Annotated in this window: 18 protein-coding genes; 2 read left to right on the top strand and 16 right to left on the bottom strand. The window is 65.9% G+C overall.

From position 1 onward, the window contains the following. Positions 1 to 28 precede the first annotated feature (28 nt). The 16 genes from VGV07_RS24655 to VGV07_RS24580 form a co-directional block, all read right to left on the bottom strand. On the bottom strand, positions 29 to 940 hold the full coding sequence (locus VGV07_RS24655; RefSeq protein ID WP_326871379.1) for a carbohydrate ABC transporter permease: 912 nt from the start codon (positions 938 to 940) through the stop codon (positions 29 to 31). Then, positions 940 to 1,896, bottom strand: coding sequence for an ABC transporter permease (locus VGV07_RS24650; protein ID WP_326871378.1), 957 nt, complete (start codon positions 1,894 to 1,896; stop codon positions 940 to 942). Before VGV07_RS24650 ends, VGV07_RS24655 begins: the two co-directional genes overlap by 1 nt. 4 nt (positions 1,897 to 1,900) lie before the next feature. After that, positions 1,901 to 2,944 (bottom strand): LacI family DNA-binding transcriptional regulator, encoded by a 1,044-nt coding sequence (locus VGV07_RS24645; protein ID WP_326871377.1) that lies wholly within the window; start codon positions 2,942 to 2,944, stop codon positions 1,901 to 1,903. A gap of 128 nt (positions 2,945 to 3,072) precedes the next feature. Then, the gene (locus tag VGV07_RS24640) at positions 3,073 to 3,291 is read right to left on the bottom strand and encodes a hypothetical protein (protein ID WP_326871376.1); all 219 of its coding nucleotides are present in this window, start codon (positions 3,289 to 3,291) and stop codon (positions 3,073 to 3,075) included. 448 nt (positions 3,292 to 3,739) lie between these two features. Further along, positions 3,740 to 5,491, bottom strand: a complete 1,752-nt coding sequence (locus tag VGV07_RS24635; protein WP_326871375.1) for a hypothetical protein — start codon at positions 5,489 to 5,491, stop codon at positions 3,740 to 3,742. Positions 5,492 to 5,610: 119 nt separating this feature from the next. Then, positions 5,611 to 6,747 (bottom strand): chemotaxis response regulator protein-glutamate methylesterase, encoded by a 1,137-nt coding sequence (locus VGV07_RS24630; protein ID WP_326871374.1) that lies wholly within the window; start codon positions 6,745 to 6,747, stop codon positions 5,611 to 5,613. A gap of 8 nt (positions 6,748 to 6,755) precedes the next feature. Next, positions 6,756 to 7,625 carry a protein-glutamate O-methyltransferase gene (locus VGV07_RS24625; protein WP_326871373.1) on the bottom strand — a complete coding sequence of 290 codons (870 nt, stop codon included), beginning with the start codon at positions 7,623 to 7,625 and terminating at the stop codon, positions 6,756 to 6,758. 171 nt (positions 7,626 to 7,796) lie between these two features. Continuing rightward, on the bottom strand, positions 7,797 to 8,249 hold the full coding sequence (locus tag VGV07_RS24620; RefSeq protein WP_326871372.1) for a chemotaxis protein CheW: 453 nt from the start codon (positions 8,247 to 8,249) through the stop codon (positions 7,797 to 7,799). 11 nt (positions 8,250 to 8,260) lie between these two features. Beyond that, positions 8,261 to 10,075, bottom strand: a complete 1,815-nt coding sequence (locus tag VGV07_RS24615; RefSeq protein ID WP_326871371.1) for a methyl-accepting chemotaxis protein — start codon at positions 10,073 to 10,075, stop codon at positions 8,261 to 8,263. A 128-nt stretch (positions 10,076 to 10,203) separates the two neighbouring features. Continuing rightward, on the bottom strand, positions 10,204 to 12,303 hold the full coding sequence (locus VGV07_RS24610) for a HAMP domain-containing methyl-accepting chemotaxis protein (RefSeq protein ID WP_326871370.1): 2,100 nt from the start codon (positions 12,301 to 12,303) through the stop codon (positions 10,204 to 10,206). Then, positions 12,300 to 12,797: a chemotaxis protein CheW gene (locus tag VGV07_RS24605; RefSeq protein WP_326871369.1), complete on the bottom strand. Its 498-nt coding sequence runs from the start codon at positions 12,795 to 12,797 to the stop codon at positions 12,300 to 12,302. The genes VGV07_RS24610 and VGV07_RS24605 overlap by 4 nt, the downstream gene beginning before the upstream one ends. After that, positions 12,794 to 14,839, bottom strand: coding sequence for a chemotaxis protein CheA (locus VGV07_RS24600; protein ID WP_326871368.1), 2,046 nt, complete (start codon positions 14,837 to 14,839; stop codon positions 12,794 to 12,796). Before VGV07_RS24600 ends, VGV07_RS24605 begins: the two co-directional genes overlap by 4 nt. Beyond that, on the bottom strand, positions 14,836 to 15,204 hold the full coding sequence (locus VGV07_RS24595; protein WP_326871367.1) for a response regulator: 369 nt from the start codon (positions 15,202 to 15,204) through the stop codon (positions 14,836 to 14,838). Before VGV07_RS24595 ends, VGV07_RS24600 begins: the two co-directional genes overlap by 4 nt. Then, on the bottom strand, positions 15,201 to 15,533 hold the full coding sequence (locus VGV07_RS24590) for an STAS domain-containing protein (RefSeq protein WP_326871366.1): 333 nt from the start codon (positions 15,531 to 15,533) through the stop codon (positions 15,201 to 15,203). Before VGV07_RS24590 ends, VGV07_RS24595 begins: the two co-directional genes overlap by 4 nt. Before the next feature lie 478 nt (positions 15,534 to 16,011). After that, on the bottom strand, positions 16,012 to 17,061 hold the full coding sequence (locus VGV07_RS24585; RefSeq protein ID WP_326871365.1) for an HD domain-containing phosphohydrolase: 1,050 nt from the start codon (positions 17,059 to 17,061) through the stop codon (positions 16,012 to 16,014). A gap of 562 nt (positions 17,062 to 17,623) precedes the next feature. Next, entirely contained in the window at positions 17,624 to 18,397 is a 774-nt protein-coding gene (locus VGV07_RS24580) for a glucose 1-dehydrogenase (protein WP_326871364.1), read from the bottom strand. 147 nt (positions 18,398 to 18,544) lie between these two features. On the opposite strand from VGV07_RS24580, the gene VGV07_RS24575 reads away from it, so the two are divergent. Together VGV07_RS24575 and VGV07_RS24570 are read left to right on the top strand one after the other, a co-directional pair. Further along, the gene (locus VGV07_RS24575) at positions 18,545 to 19,765 is read left to right on the top strand and encodes an MFS transporter (protein ID WP_326871363.1); all 1,221 of its coding nucleotides are present in this window, start codon (positions 18,545 to 18,547) and stop codon (positions 19,763 to 19,765) included. Then, the gene (locus VGV07_RS24570; RefSeq protein ID WP_326871362.1) at positions 19,758 to 20,726 is read left to right on the top strand and encodes a GlxA family transcriptional regulator; all 969 of its coding nucleotides are present in this window, start codon (positions 19,758 to 19,760) and stop codon (positions 20,724 to 20,726) included. Before VGV07_RS24575 ends, VGV07_RS24570 begins: the two co-directional genes overlap by 8 nt.

Here is a 20,726-nt window from a genome sequence, read left to right as displayed (position 1 = left end):
TCGGGCGCAGCAATGACAGCGAAATCCATCATCCCTTCAGCGCTCCACTCATCGTGCCCTTGGTGAAGAACTTGAGGATCAGCGGGTAGATGGCGAGGATGGGCAGGATGGTGATGATGATCATCCCGGCCTTCAGCGCCTTCAGGTTGATCTGCGCCACGCCGATATTGTTGGCGGCATTGTCGGCGCCGACGATGGCGAGCTTGTCCCCCTCGACCACGAACTGCCTGAGCACCACCTGCAGCGGGTACTTGGTCTGGTCGTTCAGGTAGATCATCGCCCGGAAGAACTCGTTCCAGTGGAACACCAGGTAGAACAGGGCGATGGTCGCCAAGGCGGGCTTGGCCAGCGGCAGCACCACCTGGAAGAAGACCTGGAAGGCGTTGGCGCCGTCGAGTTCGGCTGCCTCGAGCAGTTCTTCGGGGATCTCCTCGAAGAAGCGAACCAGGATGATCAGGTACCAGGCGTTCACGGCTTTGTAGAGGATGACGCTCCAGTAGCTGTCGAGCAGCCCCATCCGCTTCATCAGGAAGTAGTCGGGGATGATGCCGGGCTCGAACACGATGGTGACGAGGACGAGCAGGAAGATGATGCGGCGGCCCGGCAGGTTGGGTCGGCTCAGGCCCCAGGCCATCAGCGCGGTGCCGACGACGCCGATGAAAGTGGCGGTCGCGGTGATGAAGATCGAATTGAGGATGCCGCGCTGCACGTTGGGGTGTTGCAGCAGCAGCATCCAGACATCGAGTGAGAAGCCCGAGGGCCAGATATCGAGGCCACTCTTGCCCGCCACCTGGCTGGGGTCGGAGAACGACACGGCCAGGAGGTTTAGGATCGGTTGCAGCATCACCACCACCATCGCCAGCAGCGTCGTAACGATGATGGCGTACTCGATGCGCTCCAGCGGCGTGCGGCGGATCGCGGTGCCACGAGGCGCGGCCATCACCACACTCCCTTGCCGGTGAGGCGCTTCGAAACGAAGTGCGCCGATAGGATGAGGATCATGCCGAACACTGCCTTGAACAGGCCGGCGGCCGTGGCCAGCGAGTATTCGCCAGTGCGCAGACCGATGCGGTAGACGTAGGTATCGAGGATATCGATCTGGCCGCGGTTCACGTCGTTGAGGAAGTTGATGACCTGGTTGAGATCGGCCGAGAGGAACATCCCCATGTTGAGAATGAACAGCGTCGCGATGGTCGGGACGATCCCCGGGATGGTGACGTGCCAGACCTTCTGCCAACGGTTGGCGCCGTCGAGCTCGGCTGCTTCGTAGAGCGACTGGTCGATGCCGATGATGGCGGCGAGGTAGAGCAGGCTGTCCCAGCCGGCCGACCGCCAGATCTCTGAGAACACCAGCACCCAGCGGCTCGAGTTGCCATCGGTCATGAAGGCCACCGGCTTGATGCCGAAGAAGCCGGTGATCTGGTTCACCGCGCCATCGGACGGCGACAGGATGGCGATGAACACGCCGGCGATCACCACCCAGCTCAGAAAGTGCGGCAGGTAGATCGCCGACTGCACGAACTTCCTGAGCCGCCCGCTCCGCACCTCGTTGAGCAGCAGCGCAACGATGATCGGCACCGGGAAGACGAAGAGGATCTTCAGGGTCGAGATGATCAGCGTATTGGCCAGCACCTGATAGAACACCGGCGAGGCGAACAGGGTCTGGAAGTGCTTCAGCCCGACCCAGAGATTGGGCGGGATGATGCGCACCTGCTCGAATGCCATCTTGGCTTCCCAGATCGGGAAATAGTGCCAGACGAGGAAGAACAGCAGGCCGGGGGCGAGCATGACGTAGTAGGGCCACCAGCGGCGGACGCCATTGGCGAAGCGCTGCGACTTGGGAACGTTCCCGGCAACACGTGCAATAGCCGTCGCGTTTTGCTCGACGCTCGACATGCTTCTAGCTCCTCCCCGCTCCTGCGACGCGCAGGGGCGTTTGCACGCTGAGATCGGCGAGTGAGCCTCGCTCTATCAGGCGGCATGGCAAATAGGTGCGGCCATCCTGCGGACGACCGGCAATTTCATCGAACAGCGCCTGGGCGGCGCGGCGGCCGAGCTCGCGGGCCGGCTTTTCGATAGTGGTGAGGCCGGGCCAGGAAAAGGCGCCGGCCGGCACCCCGTCAAAGCCGAGGATGGAGACGTCGCGTGGGCACTCCCGCCCGGCCTCACGCACCGCCAGCATGGCGCCGAGCGCCATCAGGTCGTTAGCGCAGAACACCGTGAGGTGACCACTGGGCTGGCGCGCCATCAGGCGCTGCATGGCGGAGTGACCGCCCTCGAAAGTGTAGTCGCCATCTTCGACCTGCAGCACCGCCGGATCGATATCGCGCTCGAGGCAGTGCTCGTGCACCGAGCGCAGGAACCGGGCGCGCGCCAGGCGGGATTTCGGCCCGAGGATCAGGGCGGGCGCCGGGTGACCGCGGGCGACCAGATGATCGAGCCCCAGGCGCACCGCCTGGCGGATGTCGGAGCCGATGCTCGGAGTATCCGGGAAGCGTTCGGCACTCGAGCCGATCAGCGAGAAGGGCACGCCGAAGCGGCCGAAATCCTCGGCATTGTCGGAGACGGGATTGACGATGGCGCCCTCGACCCGGGCCTGGCGCAAGGCGCGCAGGTGGCTGGCTTCGCGGTCGTGGTCCCAGTCGGAGGAGAACACCAGCAGCGAAGCGCCGTTCTCGCCGACGATATCCTGCGCGCCGCGGGCGACCTCGGCCCAGAACGGGTTGGTGATATCGGGGATGACCAGCCCGAACAGACCGGAACGGCCCGACCGCATGCCGACGGCGAGATGGTTGCGCTCATAACCGCTGGCAATCGCGGCCTTGCGGACCTTGTCGCGAGTGACCTCGTTGACATCGGGGGAGTCGGAAAGGGCCCGTGCCGCGGTGCTTTTCGACACCCCGGCAAGCTTTGCCACATCAATGATGGTGGGCCGTCTGCCCATACATCCTCCCCGTGCCGTTCCCGGCATCTATTGGGAACGTTACCGGAAGTGGCGCCGGGAGTCTAGGTGGGATGGAGATTGCGGTTTTGGTAGCTCGCCGCCGACGCCAGCGCGCTTGAGCGCGCCCTTCAGTGGTCGCGCGGCAGCAGCCCGCGGCGGCGCAGTTCTTCACGCACGGCGACGAAGCTCGGCACGTTGGTCACCAGGCGGTCGTCGCCCAATGGATGGAGCACCTCGAGCAGCGTGGCGTCGGAAAAGCCGGAAAGGCGGCTAGGATCGACGTGCTCGTCGCTGTCGCGCAACATCGCCAGCAGCTCGCCAAGCTCTCGGTCGTCCAAGTCACTCATCGGAACGGCCCCCGACAGACTTACACAACTAGGGCCCGCCGCCCTGTATACGTGTAAATGCCTATATGTCGGACCAGTTCTGGTTACGTCAAATCACATGTTGAGCGCCGTGAGCCTCCCGCGTCTTTCGCTTGTTCGCGCTCAGTTATGGTCTGCCCCACCCACCGGGTCATTCCCGCGAAAGCGGGAACCTCTGTTTTCTTGGCCGGCCGCACGATCGCAAACGGAGTTCCCCGCTTTCGCGGGGATGACACCGAGCTTGGGGGACTTGCGGAGCCTCGGTTCGTATGACCAGCATCACCCCGTTCTGGGGTCAGGTCGGCGTGCCTAGCTCAGCGCCTATGAGCTTTCGCTGGGATGACAACCGGTGGGTGGGTACACTGGAGTGCCCTGATCCTCGCCGGCGAACGAGGGCAGAGCCAGCGCAGCGGGACCTGGACAGCACCGCTCAGAAGAACAGGTCGTCAAGCGCGTCGGCGCTTTCCGGGGCGGGCTCGGGGGCGACTTCGATGCCGGTGAAGGCATCGTGGACGCGGCGTTCGGCGTCCATGGTGTAGCGTTTGCGGAGCGTCATGAGGAAGTCGGTGAGTTCAGATGCGTCCTCGCCCGCACGCTCATTCCCCTCCGGGGAGGACGAACACAGCGCCGCGATGCCCAACTCGACATCGCTCAGCGCCTCGGAGATGGCGCCGTGATTGGCGAGGCTGTCGACGGCCTGGTGCAGCCGCTCGGCGACCTTGGGTCCATCGTCATAGAGTTCGAGCAGCGCCTTCTTCATGCGCATACCGACAGTTTCGAGCTGGGTAAGCGAGGCGGCGGCCTCGCGCTCGAGATCGCCGACCCGACCGGCACCGGCGCCGGTGGCGTTGGTAAAGGCCGCCGAGTATTGCGCTGCCTCGTTCAGCCGCTCGACCGCTGCGTGGGCCGACACGACGGTCTCGCCGGTGAGGGTGCGCAATTGCTGGGCGATGACATCGAGGGCGCGACCGCGCGGGCCGAGCTGCGCGCATTTGACTGCCGCGTTTAGCGAGACCAGCCGCATCTTGTACTCGATCTCCTGCACCGCCTCGACGTGGTTGAGCAGGACGCCGACCGTCTCCGAGACGGCGACGGCAACACGATCGAGCTTCTCGCGTTCGCTTTCGCAATCACGCAGCACGGTGACAGCGCGGCGTACGGCGCTGTGCAATTCGGAGAGGGCCGAGCGGCTTTCGGCCGAGCCGTAGACCTGGCGGGCATGCTCGAGCACGGCCTCGACATCTGTAGCGAGTTGGGTGAGGGCGTCAGCGCCGGATGCCATTTCGAGGACGAGGGTTTCGCGAGCGCCGGAGAGCTGCTGGCGCTGCAGTTCGGTGATCGGGGAGGCTAGGGCAGTCGGGTCCTGACCGTGAGTCTGGTCGCCCCCTCCCCCATGCTCCGCATGGGTCCCCTCCCCCGCCCCGCGGGGGAGGATCAGGGCGGAAAGATCTCGTAGTGCGGCCTCGACGTGTTCGACGCGCTGGCGGGTGGCGTCGCCGACCTGCAAGGCCATGACGGTGGTGGCGACCTTGTCGGCGATGGTACGGGACATCTGCCCGGTGGCGGCACTGGAGCGGACCGAGGTGAGGCGCTGCTCGGTGACTTCGGCGAGATCGCGTTCGAGTTCGGCGGCAAGGCTCGCGAGGGTGTCGCGGTGCCCCGCTTCGAAGCTGGCGCGGGCGCTGGCGGCCTCGCCGACCACGATGGTGAGCGCTTCGTAGGTGCGCGAGAAGCGCTGGATGGTGGTGGCGGCGGACTCCGACAACTGCGCGATATCGGTGGTGAAAACGCCGAAATCCTCGGTGTCGCTGACCACGCTGGCAGCGACGACCCGGGCGTTGATGGCGACGATGCCCATCATCTTGACGGTGCGCCGGAGCTCGGAAATCGGGTGTGCGGCGCCGCGCAGCGCCTCGACCAGCCGGTTGAGGTCGGCCTGCTCGGCGCCCAGCGTGACGGAGATCTCGCCGGCCCGGCGACCAACCACCGCGAGGCGATCGGTGGCTTCGGTGAGGTCGTGGCCTTCGAGGTCGACCGGCAGGGTTTCGAAGGTTTCGGTCAGGCGCGCCAGGATCTCGGCGCATTCGGCGAGGCGACCGCCGACCGAGACGAAGGCGCCATCGATGGCGTCGCGCGGCGCAGCGAGGTCGGACGCGAGGGCGAGGATGCGACGCGCGAGCATGTCGGCGTCTTGGACGTGCGATCCGAGGGGCTGGCCGCCCCCTCCCCCATGCTCCGCATGGGCCCCCTCCCCCGCCCCGCGGGGGAGGATCACGGAGAGCTCGGTGGCTTCGAGGGCGGTCATGCGGTGTCCTTTTGCGGGGCACGGGCGGCGTAGGTGGTGATTTCGGTGGCGACACGGCGCAGCGCGACCACCTTGTCCGCAGCGCCGAGTGCGATGGCTTCCTTGGGCATGCCGAAGACGACGGAGCTTTCCTCATCCTGTGCCAGGGTGGTCGCGCCGGCCTGCTTCATTTCGAGGAGACCGCGAGCGCCATCGTCGCCCATGCCGGTGAGAATGATGCCGAGCGCGTTCCTCCCCGCGGCATAGGCTGCGGTACGGAACAGCACGTCGACCGACGGGCGATGGCGCGACACATGCGGGCCATCGACGATGCCGACGGTGTAGCGCGAGCCCGAACGCTGCAGCGTCATGTGATGGTTGCCAGGGGCGATCAGCACGCGGCCGGGCTCGACCACGTCGCCATCCTCGGCTTCCTTCACCTCCATCTGGCAGAGGCCGTTGAGGCGGCGGGCGAAGGCGGCGGTGAAACGTTCCGGCATGTGCTGCACGATGACGATGCCGGGCGTCGCTACCGGCAGCGCTTCGAGAACGTCGCGCAGCGCCTCGGTGCCGCCGGTGGACGCGCCGATGCAGATAATCGGCGTGGTGGTGGGCATTGAGGCGGCAGACGAGGCCGCGCGCGCCGCCGAGCGCGGCGGGATCACCGCATCGGCGGTGAGCTTCTTTTCCACGGCAAGCTTCGGTACTGGCGGCCGGACGCGCCCCCTCAGCCCGGCATGGGCGGCGGACCGGGCGGCCTCGCAGATGCGGATGCGGGAATCGTGGAGGAACTGGGCGGTATCGACGCGCGGCTTCTCCACCACGTCGACGGCGCCGGCCTCCAGCGCCTCGATCAGCGTGTCGCTGCCTTCGCTGGCGTGCGACGAGCAGATCACCACGGGGATCGGCCGCTGCGACATCAGCTTTCGGAGGAAGGTGATGCCGTCCATGCGCGGCAGCTCGATATCGAGGAAGATGACATCAGGCACTTCGGCGCGGATGCGCTCCACCGCGATATACGGGTCGGCCGCCGTCGCCATCACTTCGAGCTCGGGATCGGAAGCAATGATGTCCGAGAGCGTGGTGCGCACGGCGGCGGAATCATCGACGATCAGCACGCGGATCTTGCGGTCGGTTTCGGCGGGGTCGGACATCTGAGGTCTCAGAGCTTCTGGAACACGGCGGGGGCGACCTGCCGCACGGCGAGCGAGGTGCCGATCATCGACTCGGAATGGCCGAGGACGATGTAGCCACCAGGCCGGAGGTGATCGACGAGGCGGGCGACCACCGCATCCTGGTCGGCCTTCTCGAAATAGATCAGCACGTTGCGCAGGAAGATCACGTCGACATCGCGATCGAACGGGTAAGCCAGGTCCATCAGGTTGAGATGGGTGAAGCGGACCAGTCGGCGCAACTCGGGCACCATGCGGACCTCGCGGCGAGCGCCGGGGCGCCGAGCGTGCATGACGTAGCGCGCCTGCAACTCGGGTGGGACCGGGGCGATCATTTCGGCCGGATAGACAGCGCGCCGGCCCTGCGCCAGCACGGCGGTCGAAATGTCGGTGCCGAGGATGGCAAATCGGAAGTCGTTGCGCTGCGCCTGGAGGTCGTCGAGCACCATGGCGAGCGTATAGGCCTCGGCGCCGGTGGAACTGGCAGCACTCCAGATCTTCAGCAGCGGGTTGCGCTCGCGCGCCTTGAGCAAGGTCGGAACCATCTCAGCGACGAGAAAATCGAAGTGTTCGGCTTCGCGAAAGAAGTCGGTTTTGTTGGTGGTGACGGCATTGATCAGGTGGGTGAGCTCGCGTTCGAGCCCGCCCTGCTTGAACAGCAGGTTGCAGTAGCTGGCGAAATCGGGCTGGCCGAGCGCCCGCATGCGCTTGCGCAACCGGCCCTCGACCATCAGGCGCTTGCCGGGCGGCAACTTGATGCCGGCCTCGCCCTCGATCAGCTTGGCGATGCGGCCGAAATCGAGCGCGCTGAGATGATCGTCGGCGTCGTCGGGCGGGGTTTTGAGGGCGAGGTTAGGCATTGGCGCGTTCCAGATAGACGACTGTTAGAGACGGCCCCCTCCCATCCTCCCCCATGAAGGGGGAGGTGCCGCATCGAGTATCGGGCACGATCGAGCCACAGACTCGACTCTTCACCTCCCCCTTCATGGGGGAGGCCGGGAGGGGGCCGTCTCTAACAGTCATTCCCACCATCACGCTGCCTCAGCCACGCTGCCCAATAGCCGGTCGAGATCGAGCACGGTGACGAAACTGCCGTTGCGGCGGCCGATGCCGGCGACGGCATGATCGCGCCAGTTGCCTGAGATGGCCGGGGGCGGCTCGAGCTCGGCGGCATCGAGCACGGTGACTTCGAAGACCCGGTCGGTGCGCAGGCCGACCGTCATCGGGCCGGCGCCACTACTGACATTGAGCACGACGATCCGGGTGTTCTCGGTATCGTCGGCGGCGGGCAGGCCGAGGGTCAGGCGCAAATCGAGCACCGGAATGCCCTGCCCACGCACATCGGTCATCCCCAGCAGGTTGGCGGGCGCCTGCGGCAGTCGCGCCACCGGGCGCATCTCGAGGATCTCCTGCACCTTATGCACCGGGGCGGCGAACAGTTCGCCGTTGACCCCGAGGGTCACGTATTGGGTTTTCTCGGCCATCGCGGCTCTCCTCAGGCTGCACCGCGGCGGGTGAACTCGCTGTCGAGTTCGTCGCCGGCGTCATCGATATCGAGGTCGAAACCGCCATTGCCATTCAGCTTGCCGGCCGGGCGGGCGCGGGGTGCGAGGTGCGGCGCCTTGACCCTCAGTTCGCTGCGGATGGCATTGCTGCGCTTCGTCGCCGGCTGCTTGGGCGCCTCGGCGACGACTTCGCGGGTCGCCTCGATACGGAAGTAGCTGATGGCGTTCTGCAACTGCTCGGCCTGACTCGCCAGCTCCTCCGAGGTGGCCGACATTCCTTCGGCGGCGGAGGTATTCTGTTGCGTCACCTTGTCGAGTTGCTGGATGGCGGTGTTGATCTGGCTGGCGCCGGCATTCTGCTCGCGGGCCCCGGCAGTGATCTCCTCGACCAGTTCGGCAGTGCGCTGGATATCTGGGACCAGACGGGTCAGCATTTCGCCGGCCGACCGGGCGGTCTTCACCGTGGTGTCGGAGAGGGTCGATATCTCGGCAGCGGCGGCCTGGCTGCGTTCGGCGAGCTTCCGCACTTCCGAGGCGACCACCGCGAAGCCGCGGCCGTGCTCGCCGGCGCGGGCGGCTTCCACCGCCGCATTGAGCGCCAGGAGGTCGGTCTGGCGGGCGATCTCCTGCACCACCATGATCTTTTCGGCGATGGTCTGCATGGCGGTGACGGCATCGTTGACTGCGGTGCCCGAGGCGATGGCGTCGGCCGCCGACTGGCGGGCGATCTTTTCGGTCTGCAGCGCGTTGTCGGCCGACTGCTTGATGGTCGCCGCCATCTCCTCCATCGAGGCCGAGGCCTCTTCGGTCGAGGAGGCCTGTTCGGTGGCGCCCTGACTCAGCTGTTCGGCGGTCGCCGACAGCTCCTGCGACCCGGCCGAGACGTTATTGGCCGACGAAATGGCTTCGGCGATGACATCGCGGAGCTTTTCGACCATGCGCTGCAGCGCGAGGCCCAGGGTGTCGCGATCCGAGAGCGGCTGCGGCTCGACGGTGAGATCGCCATCAGCGACGCGATCGGCAACCGCCGCAGTGCTGCGGAGGTTGGCGGTCATGATATTGACAGTATCAACGAGATCCTTGATTTCATCATTGGACTTGATCTCGAGGTTCTGGTCGAGGTCGCCAATGGCGACGGCGCCGACCACCTGTTTGATCTTGCCGAGACCACGGCTGATGCCGACGATGATAAAGGTGGCCGCGCCGATGGCAATGATGGCCGAGCCGACCAGCAATGCGGTCAGCAGCAGCGCGGATGAGCCGTAGAGGTTCTCGGCCGCGGTGATCGCCTCCGCGAGCTGCGCATTGTTGAGGGTGACGATCTCATCGAGCTCGGCGACCGAGGTGGCGCGCACTTCTGCGGCTTTGCCGGAAGCGAGGGCGGAGGCGTCGGCATCGAGATTGAGCATGGCGAGGCGACGGACCTCGGCGTGCTCGGCCAGGTAGGCGTCGTAATGGGTGACGAAGTCTTCGACCAACGGCTTGGCTTCGGCGCTCGACAGGTCGAGCAGGGTCTTGACGTCGGCATGAACCACGTCGATCTCGGCGTCCATCTGCGCAACGAGGGCGCTGAGCGCGGCGGCATCCTGGGCGAGGATCAGGTTTTTCTCGTCGCGCGCTACCTTGAGCGTCGAAGCCTCGAGGTCGGCCGCGAGCTGGATGCGCTTGACGTTGCCTTCCATAGCGGCGCTGAACGAGGCGTTGAGCGCACCCAGATTGAGCAGTGCAACAGCCATGCTGATGGCACTGAGCACGATGACCGTGGCAAATGTCGCGATCAGCTTGGTCTTGATGGTCAATCTCATTTGGCGTGGCCCCCTAGTCCACAGGCCGCTTCCCACGGCCCGCTGCCCAAAACTTGCAGTCAGTAAAATTGGCGTCCTGCGATCTGCCGGAGCGCGGGCGCCCCGGCAGATGCTCGGTCGATGTCGGCTCAGGCGGCGCCGCGGCGGGTAAACTCGCTGTCGAGATCGTCGCCCATGTCATCGAGCTCGAGATCGAAGCCGCCGCCGGTGGTGCGCGCCGGCGTCTTCTTCTTCGTCAGGTGCGGCGCCTTCGAAAGAATTTCGTCCTGCAGCTGGGCGGTGCGACGGGCGCGCTGCGGGGCGCGATCGTTGGCAGCCGCCACACCGGCCTGCTGGCCCTGGTCGATGCGGAAGTAGCTGATGGCGCTCTGCAGCTGCTCGGCCTGGCTGGCCAGCTCCTCGGATGTCGCCGACATCTCCTCGGCGGCGGAGGTGTTCTGCTGGGTGACCTTGTCGAGCTGCTGGATCGCAGTGTTGATCTGCGCCGCGCCGGCATTCTGCTCACGCGAGCCGGCGGAGATCTCTTCCACCAGTTCGGCGGTGCGGCGAATATCGGGCACCAGCTTGCTCAACATGTCGCCGGCCGAACGGGCCGCCTTCACGGTATCGACCGACAGGGTGGAAATCTCGGCGGCGGCGGCCTGGCTGCGTTCGGCGAGTTTCCTGACTTCCGAGGCGACGACAGCGAAGCCACGGCCGTGTTCGCCGGCGCGGGCGGCTTCCACCGCAGCGTTCAGTGCCAGGAGGTCGGTCTGGCGGGCGATCTCCTGCACCACCATGATCTTTTCGGCGATGGTCTGCATGGCGTTGACGGCGTTGCCCACGGCTTCACCCGAGGCGTTGGCGTCGGCAGCCGACTGGCGGGCGATCTTTTCGGTCTGGCTGGCGTTGTCGGCCGACTGCTTGATGGTCGAGGCCATCTCTTCCATCGAGGCGGAGGCCTCTTCGGTCGAGGAGGCTTGCTCAGTCGCGCCCTGGCTCAGCTGCTCGGCGGTGGCCGAGAGTTCCTGGCTACCGGAGGCGACGTTGCGGGCGGCAGCGGTGACTTCGCTGACCACCTCGCGGAGCTTCCGGGTCATCAGGTTGAGCGCGTCGATCACGTCCTTGATCTCGTCGTTCGACTTGACCCTGGCCTCGGCGCTGAGGTCACCGCCGGCGACGGCATTGGCGAGGCCGAGCGCGGCGCCGAGCGACTTCGAGATCGAGAAGATTATCCAGAGGGCTGCGGCGATGGCGATGACGACTGAGCCGACGAGCAGGCCGATCAGCAGGGCCATGGCGCCGTCGTAAAGCTGGCGAGCCTCATCGTCGGCGGCGTTGAGCAGTTCCTTGTTGCGGTCGATCATGCTGTTAAGCACGGTATTGACCTCGCGACGCTGCTCGGCGGCGACGTCGGCGGCGGCAAGCGCGTTGTAGTCGCCGCGCTGGATCGAGATGTCGACGGCCTTGTCCATGGCGATGACCATGTTGGCATAGGCATCGCGTGCCGCAGCCAGCAGCGGCGCTTCGGTGGCGGGGACGGTGCGTTCGAGCGTCGGGAACAGTTCACCCAGACTGGCCACGCCCGCCTTGTAGTCCGCGTACCACTCCTCCTGCTTTGCCGGCAGGGTCGAGGCGAGCAGCACGTTGCGCTGCTGGCGGAACACGTCGGTGAGGGTCATGAAGGCCTCGGACGACGCCTTGAAGGCAGGGAAGGCTGTGAGATCGCCACCCGAGACGCGGTTGGCGAGCGCGCGGGTCAGGGCCGTCATGCTCTCTTCGACCACCCCCAAGGCGCTGCTACCGTCAGTGGTGGTGACGGCGAGAGCCGCAGTATCGGTGTTGAGTGCCGCCAGTTCCATCGCCTTGGCCATCTCGGCGCGATAGGAAGCGGTCTTGGCGGTGTATTCCGGCAACTGGGCGCGGACCTGTTCGTCGGCAACGTTGCCGTCGAGCCGGGTGAAGAGTTCGTCCATCTGGGCGTACTCTTCGGTGATCTTCTTGGTGTAGTCCTCGATCACCGCGGGATCATCGGTGATGATCATGGCGCGGATGCGCGAGCCGAGGCTTTCGAGATGCGTCTGCATCTCCTGCATGGTCAGAGTGTTGGCCGACCGCACGTTGACGATGGTGTCGAGCGACTGGTTCAACTTGTCGAGATTCTGCAGGGCGATCAGCATGCTGACGCCCGACATGACGATGACGGCGCCAAACACCGCTGCCAGCTTTGCCTTGATAGTTAGCCTCACGATGCGGCCCTTTCTTCTGATGGTAGAGGCGAGCCGCTCCTGCGGCCCTCGAGTTCAAAGATGCGATGGATGTCGGGAATGATGATGAAATCGCCCCGCCGCTTGCCGATGCCGCGCACATAGTCGGGGCGCCAGCGCATGCCGACGCGCGGCGCCTCCTCGATGGCGGCAGGCTCGATGTCGGTGACGTCGTAGACCTTGTCGGCGAGGATGCCGACAACGCTGGGCTCGCCCTCGATCTCGGTTTCGATTACGACGATGCGCGTATCCTCATCGGGCTCGGCGCCCTGCATGCCGAAGGCCACCTTGAGATCGGTGAGCGGCACGACCCGGCCGCGCACATTGATCAGGCCTGCGGCAAAGGGTGAGGCGTTGGGCACCTCGGTGACCGGCCCCAGATCGAGGATTTCGCGCACGCTCTGCGCCTCGATGGCGAACAGCTCGTCATCGAGCCTGAGCGTCAAGGCGCGCATCGGTTCGGTGAAGGCGGTCATGCCGCGACCCTCCCCTGGGTGTTGCGATACTTCTCTTCATGCGCCTGGCCGTAAGAGACCAGCCGCGAGGTATCGAGGATCAGCGCCACGGTACCGTCGCCGAGAATGGTGGCGCCCGAGAAGGTCTCGAGGTCGGCGTGGAGCTTACTGAGCTGCTTGATGACGGTCTGGTTGTTGCCGATGATCTGGTCGACCACCAGGCCCGCCCGCCCCTCGCCCGACGAGATGATCACCACCTTCTGGTGGGTATCGGCTTCGCCCGGCGTGTTGAACAGGTCGCGCAGGCGGAGGAACGGCACGAGACTGCCGCGGATATCGAGGAAGTTGCGGCCACGCGAGTGGGTCGCCACCTCGGCCGGCAGCTCGACGCATTCCTCCACCGCCGAGAGCGGGATCGAATAGCGGCCATTGCCGACGCGGACCAGCATCCCTTCGATGATGGCGAGGGTGAGCGGCAGGCGCAGCGTCGCCGTGGTGCCTTCACCGGGTTTGGTGGAGAGCTCGATCTTGCCGCGCAGGCCATCGATGGTGCGCTTGACCACATCCATGCCGACGCCGCGGCCCGAGAGCGAGGTCACTTCCTTCGCCGTCGAGAAGCCGGGAGCGAAGATCAGCTGGAACAGATCGTGGTCTGCAATGCGGGATTCCGGCGTCAGCAGGCCCTGCTCTTCCGCCTTGGCGCGGATGCGGGCGGCGTTCAGCCCGGCGCCATCGTCGGTGACCGAGATCGCCACCTCGGCGCCGGCATAGACGGCCGAAAGGCGAACCGTGCCCTTCACCGGCTTGCCTGCCTTGATCCGCTGCTCGGCGGTTTCGAGCCCGTGGTCGACGGAGTTGCGGATCAGGTGGACCAGCGGATCGGCCAACCGCTCGATCATGGTCTTGTCGAGCTCAGTGTCCTCGCCCGTGGTGATGAACTCGATCTCCTTGTCGAGATCGCGCGAGAGATCATGCACCAGCCGGCGGAAGCGCGAGAACAGCGAGCCGATCGGCACCATGCGGATGCCCATCGTGGTATCGCGCAGGCCGGACGACAGGCGTTCCAGCTCCTCGGCGATGGTCTTGAGGTTGGCGTCGGAACTCTGCGCGGCCATCTGCGACAGGCGGGCCTGGGCGATGACCAGTTCGCCGACGCGGTCCATCAACTCGTCGAGCCGTTCGGCCGGCACGCGTAGCGAGGTGGACGCACGCTCGGTGGTTTCGGCCTTCGTCTCCCTGGGTTCGCGAAGCGTGCGGACCGGAACTGCTTCGGCGACCGGTTCATCGGTCTCGGTCGCTGCGTCATCCTCGGCGAGGATGTCGAGCACCGGGGAGGATACCGGCTCGGGCGCGACGACAGCGGCCAGCGGTTCGATCGACAGCTCCATCCCGTCTTTCAGGAACAGGAAGACGTCGTCGAGCGCGCCGGTCGGGTCGGGGTGAGTGAGATCGACCTGCCAGGCCAGATGGCAGGCTTCGGGGTCGAGCTCGTCGAGCGTAGGGACGCCGTCGATCAGCGCCGTGACCTCGCACGGGCCGAGATCGGCGATCTCGCCGAGCAGCAGCAGCGGGTTGGTGCCATGAACCAGCGCGTCCTCGGGCAGCCTGAAGCGGATGCGCCAGCGGCCAGTCGGCTCGGGCGCGACGTTGGCGGCAACGGTGGCGCTTTGCGCCATCGGTGCCGCCGGGAAGCTGTCGGGCTCGACGATGCCGCGCAGCGCAGTGAGGATGATCTCGCCCGCATCGGTCGTGGCGTCCGGCGTTTCGATCAGGTGATGCACGTGGTCCTTGGCGTCGAGCGCTACGGCGACCAGTTCGGGGGTGATCGGCGACTGGCCCTTGCGCACCTTGTCGAAGGCGGTCTCGAACTCATGCACGAACGCCGCAACATCGGTGAAGCCGAACATGGCGCCCGAGCCCTTGATGGTGTGCAGCGCCCGGAACACCGAGTTGACCAGGTCGGCATCACCAGGGTTCTGCTCGAGGTCGAGCAGTCCCTGCTCGAGCTGCTCGAGCAGTTCGCGGGCTTCCTGCCGGAAGGTATCGGTGGGATCGGAACTCATGCGCCGGTGACCTTCCTGATCACCGCCAGTAGCTGGTCCTGCTTGAACGGCTTGACGATCCAGCCGGTGGCGCCGCTTTCGCGGGCCTGGCGCTTCAACTCCTCGTCGGACTCGGTGGTCAAGAGGATCACCGGGATGCCCTTGCCGGCCGGGTGCTGGCGGAACTTCTTCAGGAATTCGAGCCCGTTCATGACAGGCATATTGAGATCGGTGACCACGGCGTGAACCGTCTCGGTGGTGGCCTTGTTGTAGCCTTCGAGCCCGTTGCCAGCCTCGAGCACGTTGAGGCCGGCGCTCTTCAGCGTCATGGCGACCATCTGCCGGATGGAGGCGGAATCGTCGATGGTGAGGATGGTCTTGCTCATGCCGCCTCGCGCGTCAGGATCCAGGATGAAAGGGCTGCCACCAGCGGTCGGCCATCCCCGGTGAAAAAGCCGGCGCGTACCAGAGCGCGGCCCATCGGTGTCGCGGCACCGGCGACCAGGCTCAGCGTGCGATTGTCCGCCGCTGCGCTGGTGGTCGCCGAGACCAGCAGCTGCAGCGTGCCGATGTCGACGCTCTCCACGGCAACCGTGTCGAGATCGATGGCACGATGCTCGACTAAAGCTTGCCTGAGGCGCGCATGCAGTTCGGAAATATTGCGTAAGGAAAGGTCGCCGCTCAAATGGAGCGGGTGCGCTGATGGTCGCGACATGGGTTCGTTCTGGCCCCGGGCAAGTATGCTTCTGCGATACGTAACGTCTTGTTTTCAGAGGCAAAACGGCAGCCTCGGCGAAACGACAATCCTGTCGTCCCGGCCCGAAAACAGTCCCCGCGTCCACGGAATTGCTGTTTGCCCCTGATGACCACGATGATCAGGGGTATTTGTTAAGTCTCAATTACCACTAAGCAGTATTTGGTAGAATTATGGCGATAATGTAATCGCAAGTATTAAATGCGTCGTATTGAATCACCCGGACCGGCCGGCGTGACTCATGGGAATCGTCACGCGACTCCGAGCGAGTCGTCAGATGCTTGCAGGGAGTCATCGACCACGGCCGCGGAACGCTGAATACTGCTGATCGTCGGCTGCGACTGTCGGCCAACAGCCGTCGGCGCGGCAACGTGTCTGACATCGTCGGAACCGGGCGGCGATCGCCGGATTGCAAAGACTTGTGACAGGAGGAACCGGTTCAGCCGGCGAGGCGAGTGTCCTCGGGGACGGTCGACATCAGGGCGAGGATTTCCGGCCAGCGGGTTTCGAAGGCCGCCACGCAGGCGGGGTCGAAATGCGTGCCTGCCAGCGACAGGATCTCGCGGCGCGGCTCTTCGATCGGCCAGGCGCGCTTGTAGGGACGCTCCGAGCAGAGCGCGTCGAAGACGTCGGCGATGGCAACGACGCGTGCTTCGATCGGGATGTCGGTGCCGGAGAGACGATCGGGATAGCCGGTGCCGTCCCAGCGTTCATGGTGGCTCTGGGCGATCAGCTCGGCGGTGCGGATGACCTCGGACGACCCGTGCTCGAGAATGCGGGCGCCGATCGAGACATGGGTGCGCATGATGCGGAGCTCGTCCGGCGTGAGCTTACCGGGCTTGCTGAGGATAGCGTCGGCGATGCCGATCTTGCCGATATCGTGCAGCGGCGCTGCGAGGTAGATCATGCGGCAACGTTCGGGGCTGAGCCCGATGGCGGCAGCGATCATCGAAGAGACCTGGGCGACGCGCGAGACGTGCTCGCCGGTGTCACCATCGCGATACTCGATGGCCCGGGCGAGGCGCCAGATGATCTCTTCCTCGCGCTCGATCAGGTGGCGGGTGGCACTTTCGACCTCGCGGGCCAGCCAGGCGGCGCGGTCGGCCAGCTCGCTCTGCGAGCGGCGCAGCGCCAGAAGGTTGCGGACGCGGGCCTGCAACTCGGTGGAATCGAACGGCTTGTTGACGAAATCGGTGGCGCCGGCGGCGATGGCCCGGACCCGCAAGGCCGGGGCATTGTCGGAGGTAACCATGACGATAGGCACCAGCCGATAGGCCTCTTCGGCCCTGAGCCGCCGGGTCAGCTCGACGCCATCCATTTCCGGCATGACATGGTCGACCAGCACCAGATCGAACTGCGTGGTGGCGGCGAGCGCCAGGGCCTTGCTCGGCAGCAGGCACGCGGCGATTTCAACATCCTCGAGCGCACCGATCACATGGCCGATAAAGGCCAGGCTGGAACGCGAGTCATCGACAATTAGCACACGCACCGACTGAGCCCCAAAGCGGTGGTTGGACCACCGCACCTAAGCGGGCCGAAGTTAACAATATCAAAAACTGCGTAGGCACCCGTCGACGATGTTACGCTTGGTTACTGATTTCTATTTGTTCCTCAAAGCTTAGGCCCGGCATCGCGAAAGTTGACCGACTGGTCAAAGCTTGGCGCGCTTCATGATTGGACGGCACCGGCGCCACGCTCGGCCTGTACCCAGCCACCGGCTGTCATCCCTGCGAAAGCAGGGACCCAACTCACAGCCCGCGCATGCGGATAGATGGCTCCCAGCTTTCGCTCATGTGCGCCGAATTATGGCCGTGCCCCACCCACCGGGTCAGTCCCGCGAAAGCGGGAACCTCTGTTTTCTTGCCTGCGGCACCATCGCAAACGGAGGTCCCCGCTTTCGCGGGGATGACACCGAGCTTGGGGCGCTTGCCGGTGGCAAGCTCACCGATAGGTGCTGCATCAGAAGCAGTGGGTATCCGTAGCTTAGCGCATATCAGCTGTCACTGGGAGGACACCGAGCCTGGGGTGGCGTCGGATGCTCGTGACATGACCTAGCGCGAGGTCCACCCACCATCGATGATCAAGGTCTGCCCGGTGATCAGCGAGGCAGCGGGCGACGCGAGGAAGGCAACGGCGCCGGAGACTTCCCTGGGCTGGCCGACGCGATGCAGCGCGGCGATGCGCTCGATCACATCGTCGCGGAAGCCGGGGCGGCCGAGCGCCTCGGCGGTGCCGTCGGTTTCGATGAAGGTGGGAGCGACGGCGTTGACGGTGATCTTGTGCTTGCCCCACTCGACCGCCATGCACTTGGTCATGTGGGCCACAGCGGCCTTGGAGAGGCAGTAAATGCCTTCGCCGGGCAGTGCGATGAAGCCGGCCTGCGAGCTCATATTGACGATGGCGCCGCCCAGGCCGCGGGCGATCATGTGGCGAGCGACGCGCTGGGCGATGAAGAAGCTCGCCTTGACGTTGAGATTGATGGTGAGGTCGAACTCGTCCTCGCTGAATTCTTCGATCGGCCCCTCGGTGCCGCCGCCGACATTGTTGACGAGGATATCGAGATGGCCGAGGGCGGCGATGGCGGCATCGACCGCGCTGTAGGCTTGCGGCAGATCGAGCACATCCATCTGCAGCGGCACGGCGCGGCGGCCAAGCGCTTCGATCTCGGCGATCACCTCGCCGCCGGACGCCTGGTCGCGGAGGCCCAGCGCGATATCGGCGCCGGCATTGGCAAGGGCCAGCGCGATGGCGCGGCCGAGGCCGCGGGCGGCGCCGGTGACCAAGGCGGTCTTGCCGGTAAGGTCGTAGCTGGGCAGGTCGGTCATCTGGTTCCCCTCATGATGCGACGCGATCCTATTTGAGGTAGCGCCAGTTGCGTACTGGGATAACGTTGGCAGGATTTGATAGTTTGTTGTCATTGCCGCCACTGGAAGTTGCCGCGATGCTGCGCCGGCAACAACCAGAGAAGCGCCATGACTGCTGCACCACACAACTCGATCGGCATCCGCAATGCCCGCGTCCTGGCGCTTTGCCAGGGGCTCTATGTGTGCGCCATCTCCGTCGACCTGACGCTGACCGGCATTGCCGGGTACCAGCTGGCGCCGGACAAGGCGCTGGCGACGCTGCCCTTTGCGCTGATCACGGTCGGCGCGGCAGCGGTGACGGTGCTGGCGGCGTTCATCATGGCGCGGTTCGGCAGCCGGCTCGGCTTTGCGCTCGGCGCCGCGTGCGGAGCGCTGGGTGGAGTGGTGTCGGTCTGGGCGATCGTGCTCGGCGACTTCTGGCTGTTCTGTCTCGGCACGGCCGGGGTGGGTGCGTTCCAGGGCTTTTCGCAGTTCTATTCGATCGCCGCGGCGGATGGCGTCGAGGCCGGGCGCAAGAGCCGGGTGATCTCAACGGTGCTGGCCGGCGGGGTAATCGCTGCCATTGCCGGGCCGGCGCTGGCCAACTGGACGCGCGACCTGCTGCCGACGGCGCCGTTTGCCGGGGCCTATGCCATGGTCGCAGCGCTGGCCTTCGCCTCGACGCTGATCTTCCTCGCAGTTTATCGCGACACCGAACCGGTGGGTGCCACGGCGGCTGCCGACACCGGCCCGGCACGACCACTGGGCGAGATTATCCGGCAGCCAATACTGCTCGCCGGTGTCGCCACCACCATGGCCGCTTCGGCTTCGATGCTGCTGGTGATGACGGCGGCTCCGCTGGCGGCGCTGGCCTGCGGCTTCACCATCGACGATGGCGCCGGCATCATCCAGTGGCACCTGATCGGGATGTTCGCGCCCTCGTTCATCACCGGCCGGCTGGCCGCGCGCTTTGGCGTGCCGGCGGTGCTGTTCGCCGGGCTGGCGTTGACGGCGGCGGGCGCCGCGACGGCCCTCGCTTCCACGGCGCTCGTGGCGTTCTATGTGGCGCTGTTTGCCATCGGCATCGGCTGGAACTTCATGATCGTTGCCGGCACTACGCTGATCTCGCAGTCGTATCGGCCGAACGAGCGGGCCAAGACGCAGGCGCTGACCGGCCTGCTGGGCAACCTCGCCGCGACCTGCTCCACCCTCTCGGCCGGCGCGGTGCTGACGAGCTTCGGCTGGGAGATCATCAATATCGGCGTTGCGCCGCTGCTGGCGATCGCCGCGCTGGTCGTGGTCTGGTGGCTGACGGTGCGGACGCAACAAGGGAGGGCCGAGCTTGCCTGAGCGCCTGATCGTGATGCTGACCTATGCCGGCGTGAACGCCATCGATGTGTGCGGACCGCTGCAGGCCTTTGCCACGGCGGACCGGCAGCGGTTGCCGGCAGCGCCGCACTACCGGCTGGTGACTGCCTCCGCTGAGGGTGGGCCGGTCGAGACGGCGCCGGGGTTCGCGGTGGTCACACGGTCGCTGGCCGAAATCGATCCGCGAGAGATCGATACGCTGATCGTGCCTGGCGGGGTGCGAGAGTTCCCACCCAGCCTTGACGGATTGCTCGATTGGCTGCGGGCGCATGGGGGATCGGTGCCGCGGCTCTGCTCGGTGTGCACCGGGGCGTTCTTTCTCGCCCAGGCGGGATTGCTGAACGGCCGGCGGGTCACCACGCACTGGTCGGGTAGCGACGAACTCGGGGCACGGTTCCCTGGCCTGTCGGTCGAGCCGGACTGCATTTACGTCAATGACGGCCGGGTCTGGACCTCGGGCGGGGTGAGTGCCGGGATCGACCTGGCGCTGGCGCTGATCGAGGCCGATGTCGGACCGGCGGTGGCGCTGGCGGCGGCGCGCCAAATGGTCGTGTTCCGGCGCCGTCCGGGCGGGCAGAGCCAGTTCAGTCCACCGGCTCAGCCACGCGGCGGTCCGTTCGACGGGCTGCACGCGTGGATGGCGGAGAACCTCTGCGCCGACCTTCGGGTCGAGCGACTGGCGGAACGGGCGGGGATGAGTGCCCGCAACTTCGCCCGGGTCTATGTCGAGGAAACCGGCGCCACCCCGGCACGGGCGGTGGAAGCGCTGCGGCTCGCCGCTGCCTGCCGGGCGCTCGAGAACACCGGGTTGCCGCTCAAGGTGATCGCCGAACAGGCAGGACTCTCGACCGAACAGAACCTGCGGCGGGTGATCCAGCGGCAGTTCGGCATCGGCCCCAGCGACTATCGCATCCGCTTTGGGCAGGGCGAGCCGGTAGCCTGA

Source organism: Devosia sp. (assembly GCF_035944845.1).
Taxonomy (GTDB): Bacteria; Pseudomonadota; Alphaproteobacteria; order Rhizobiales; family Devosiaceae; genus Devosia_A.
Note: the sequence above shows the minus strand (reverse complement) of the source record. Positions and strands in the feature narration are given on the sequence as shown.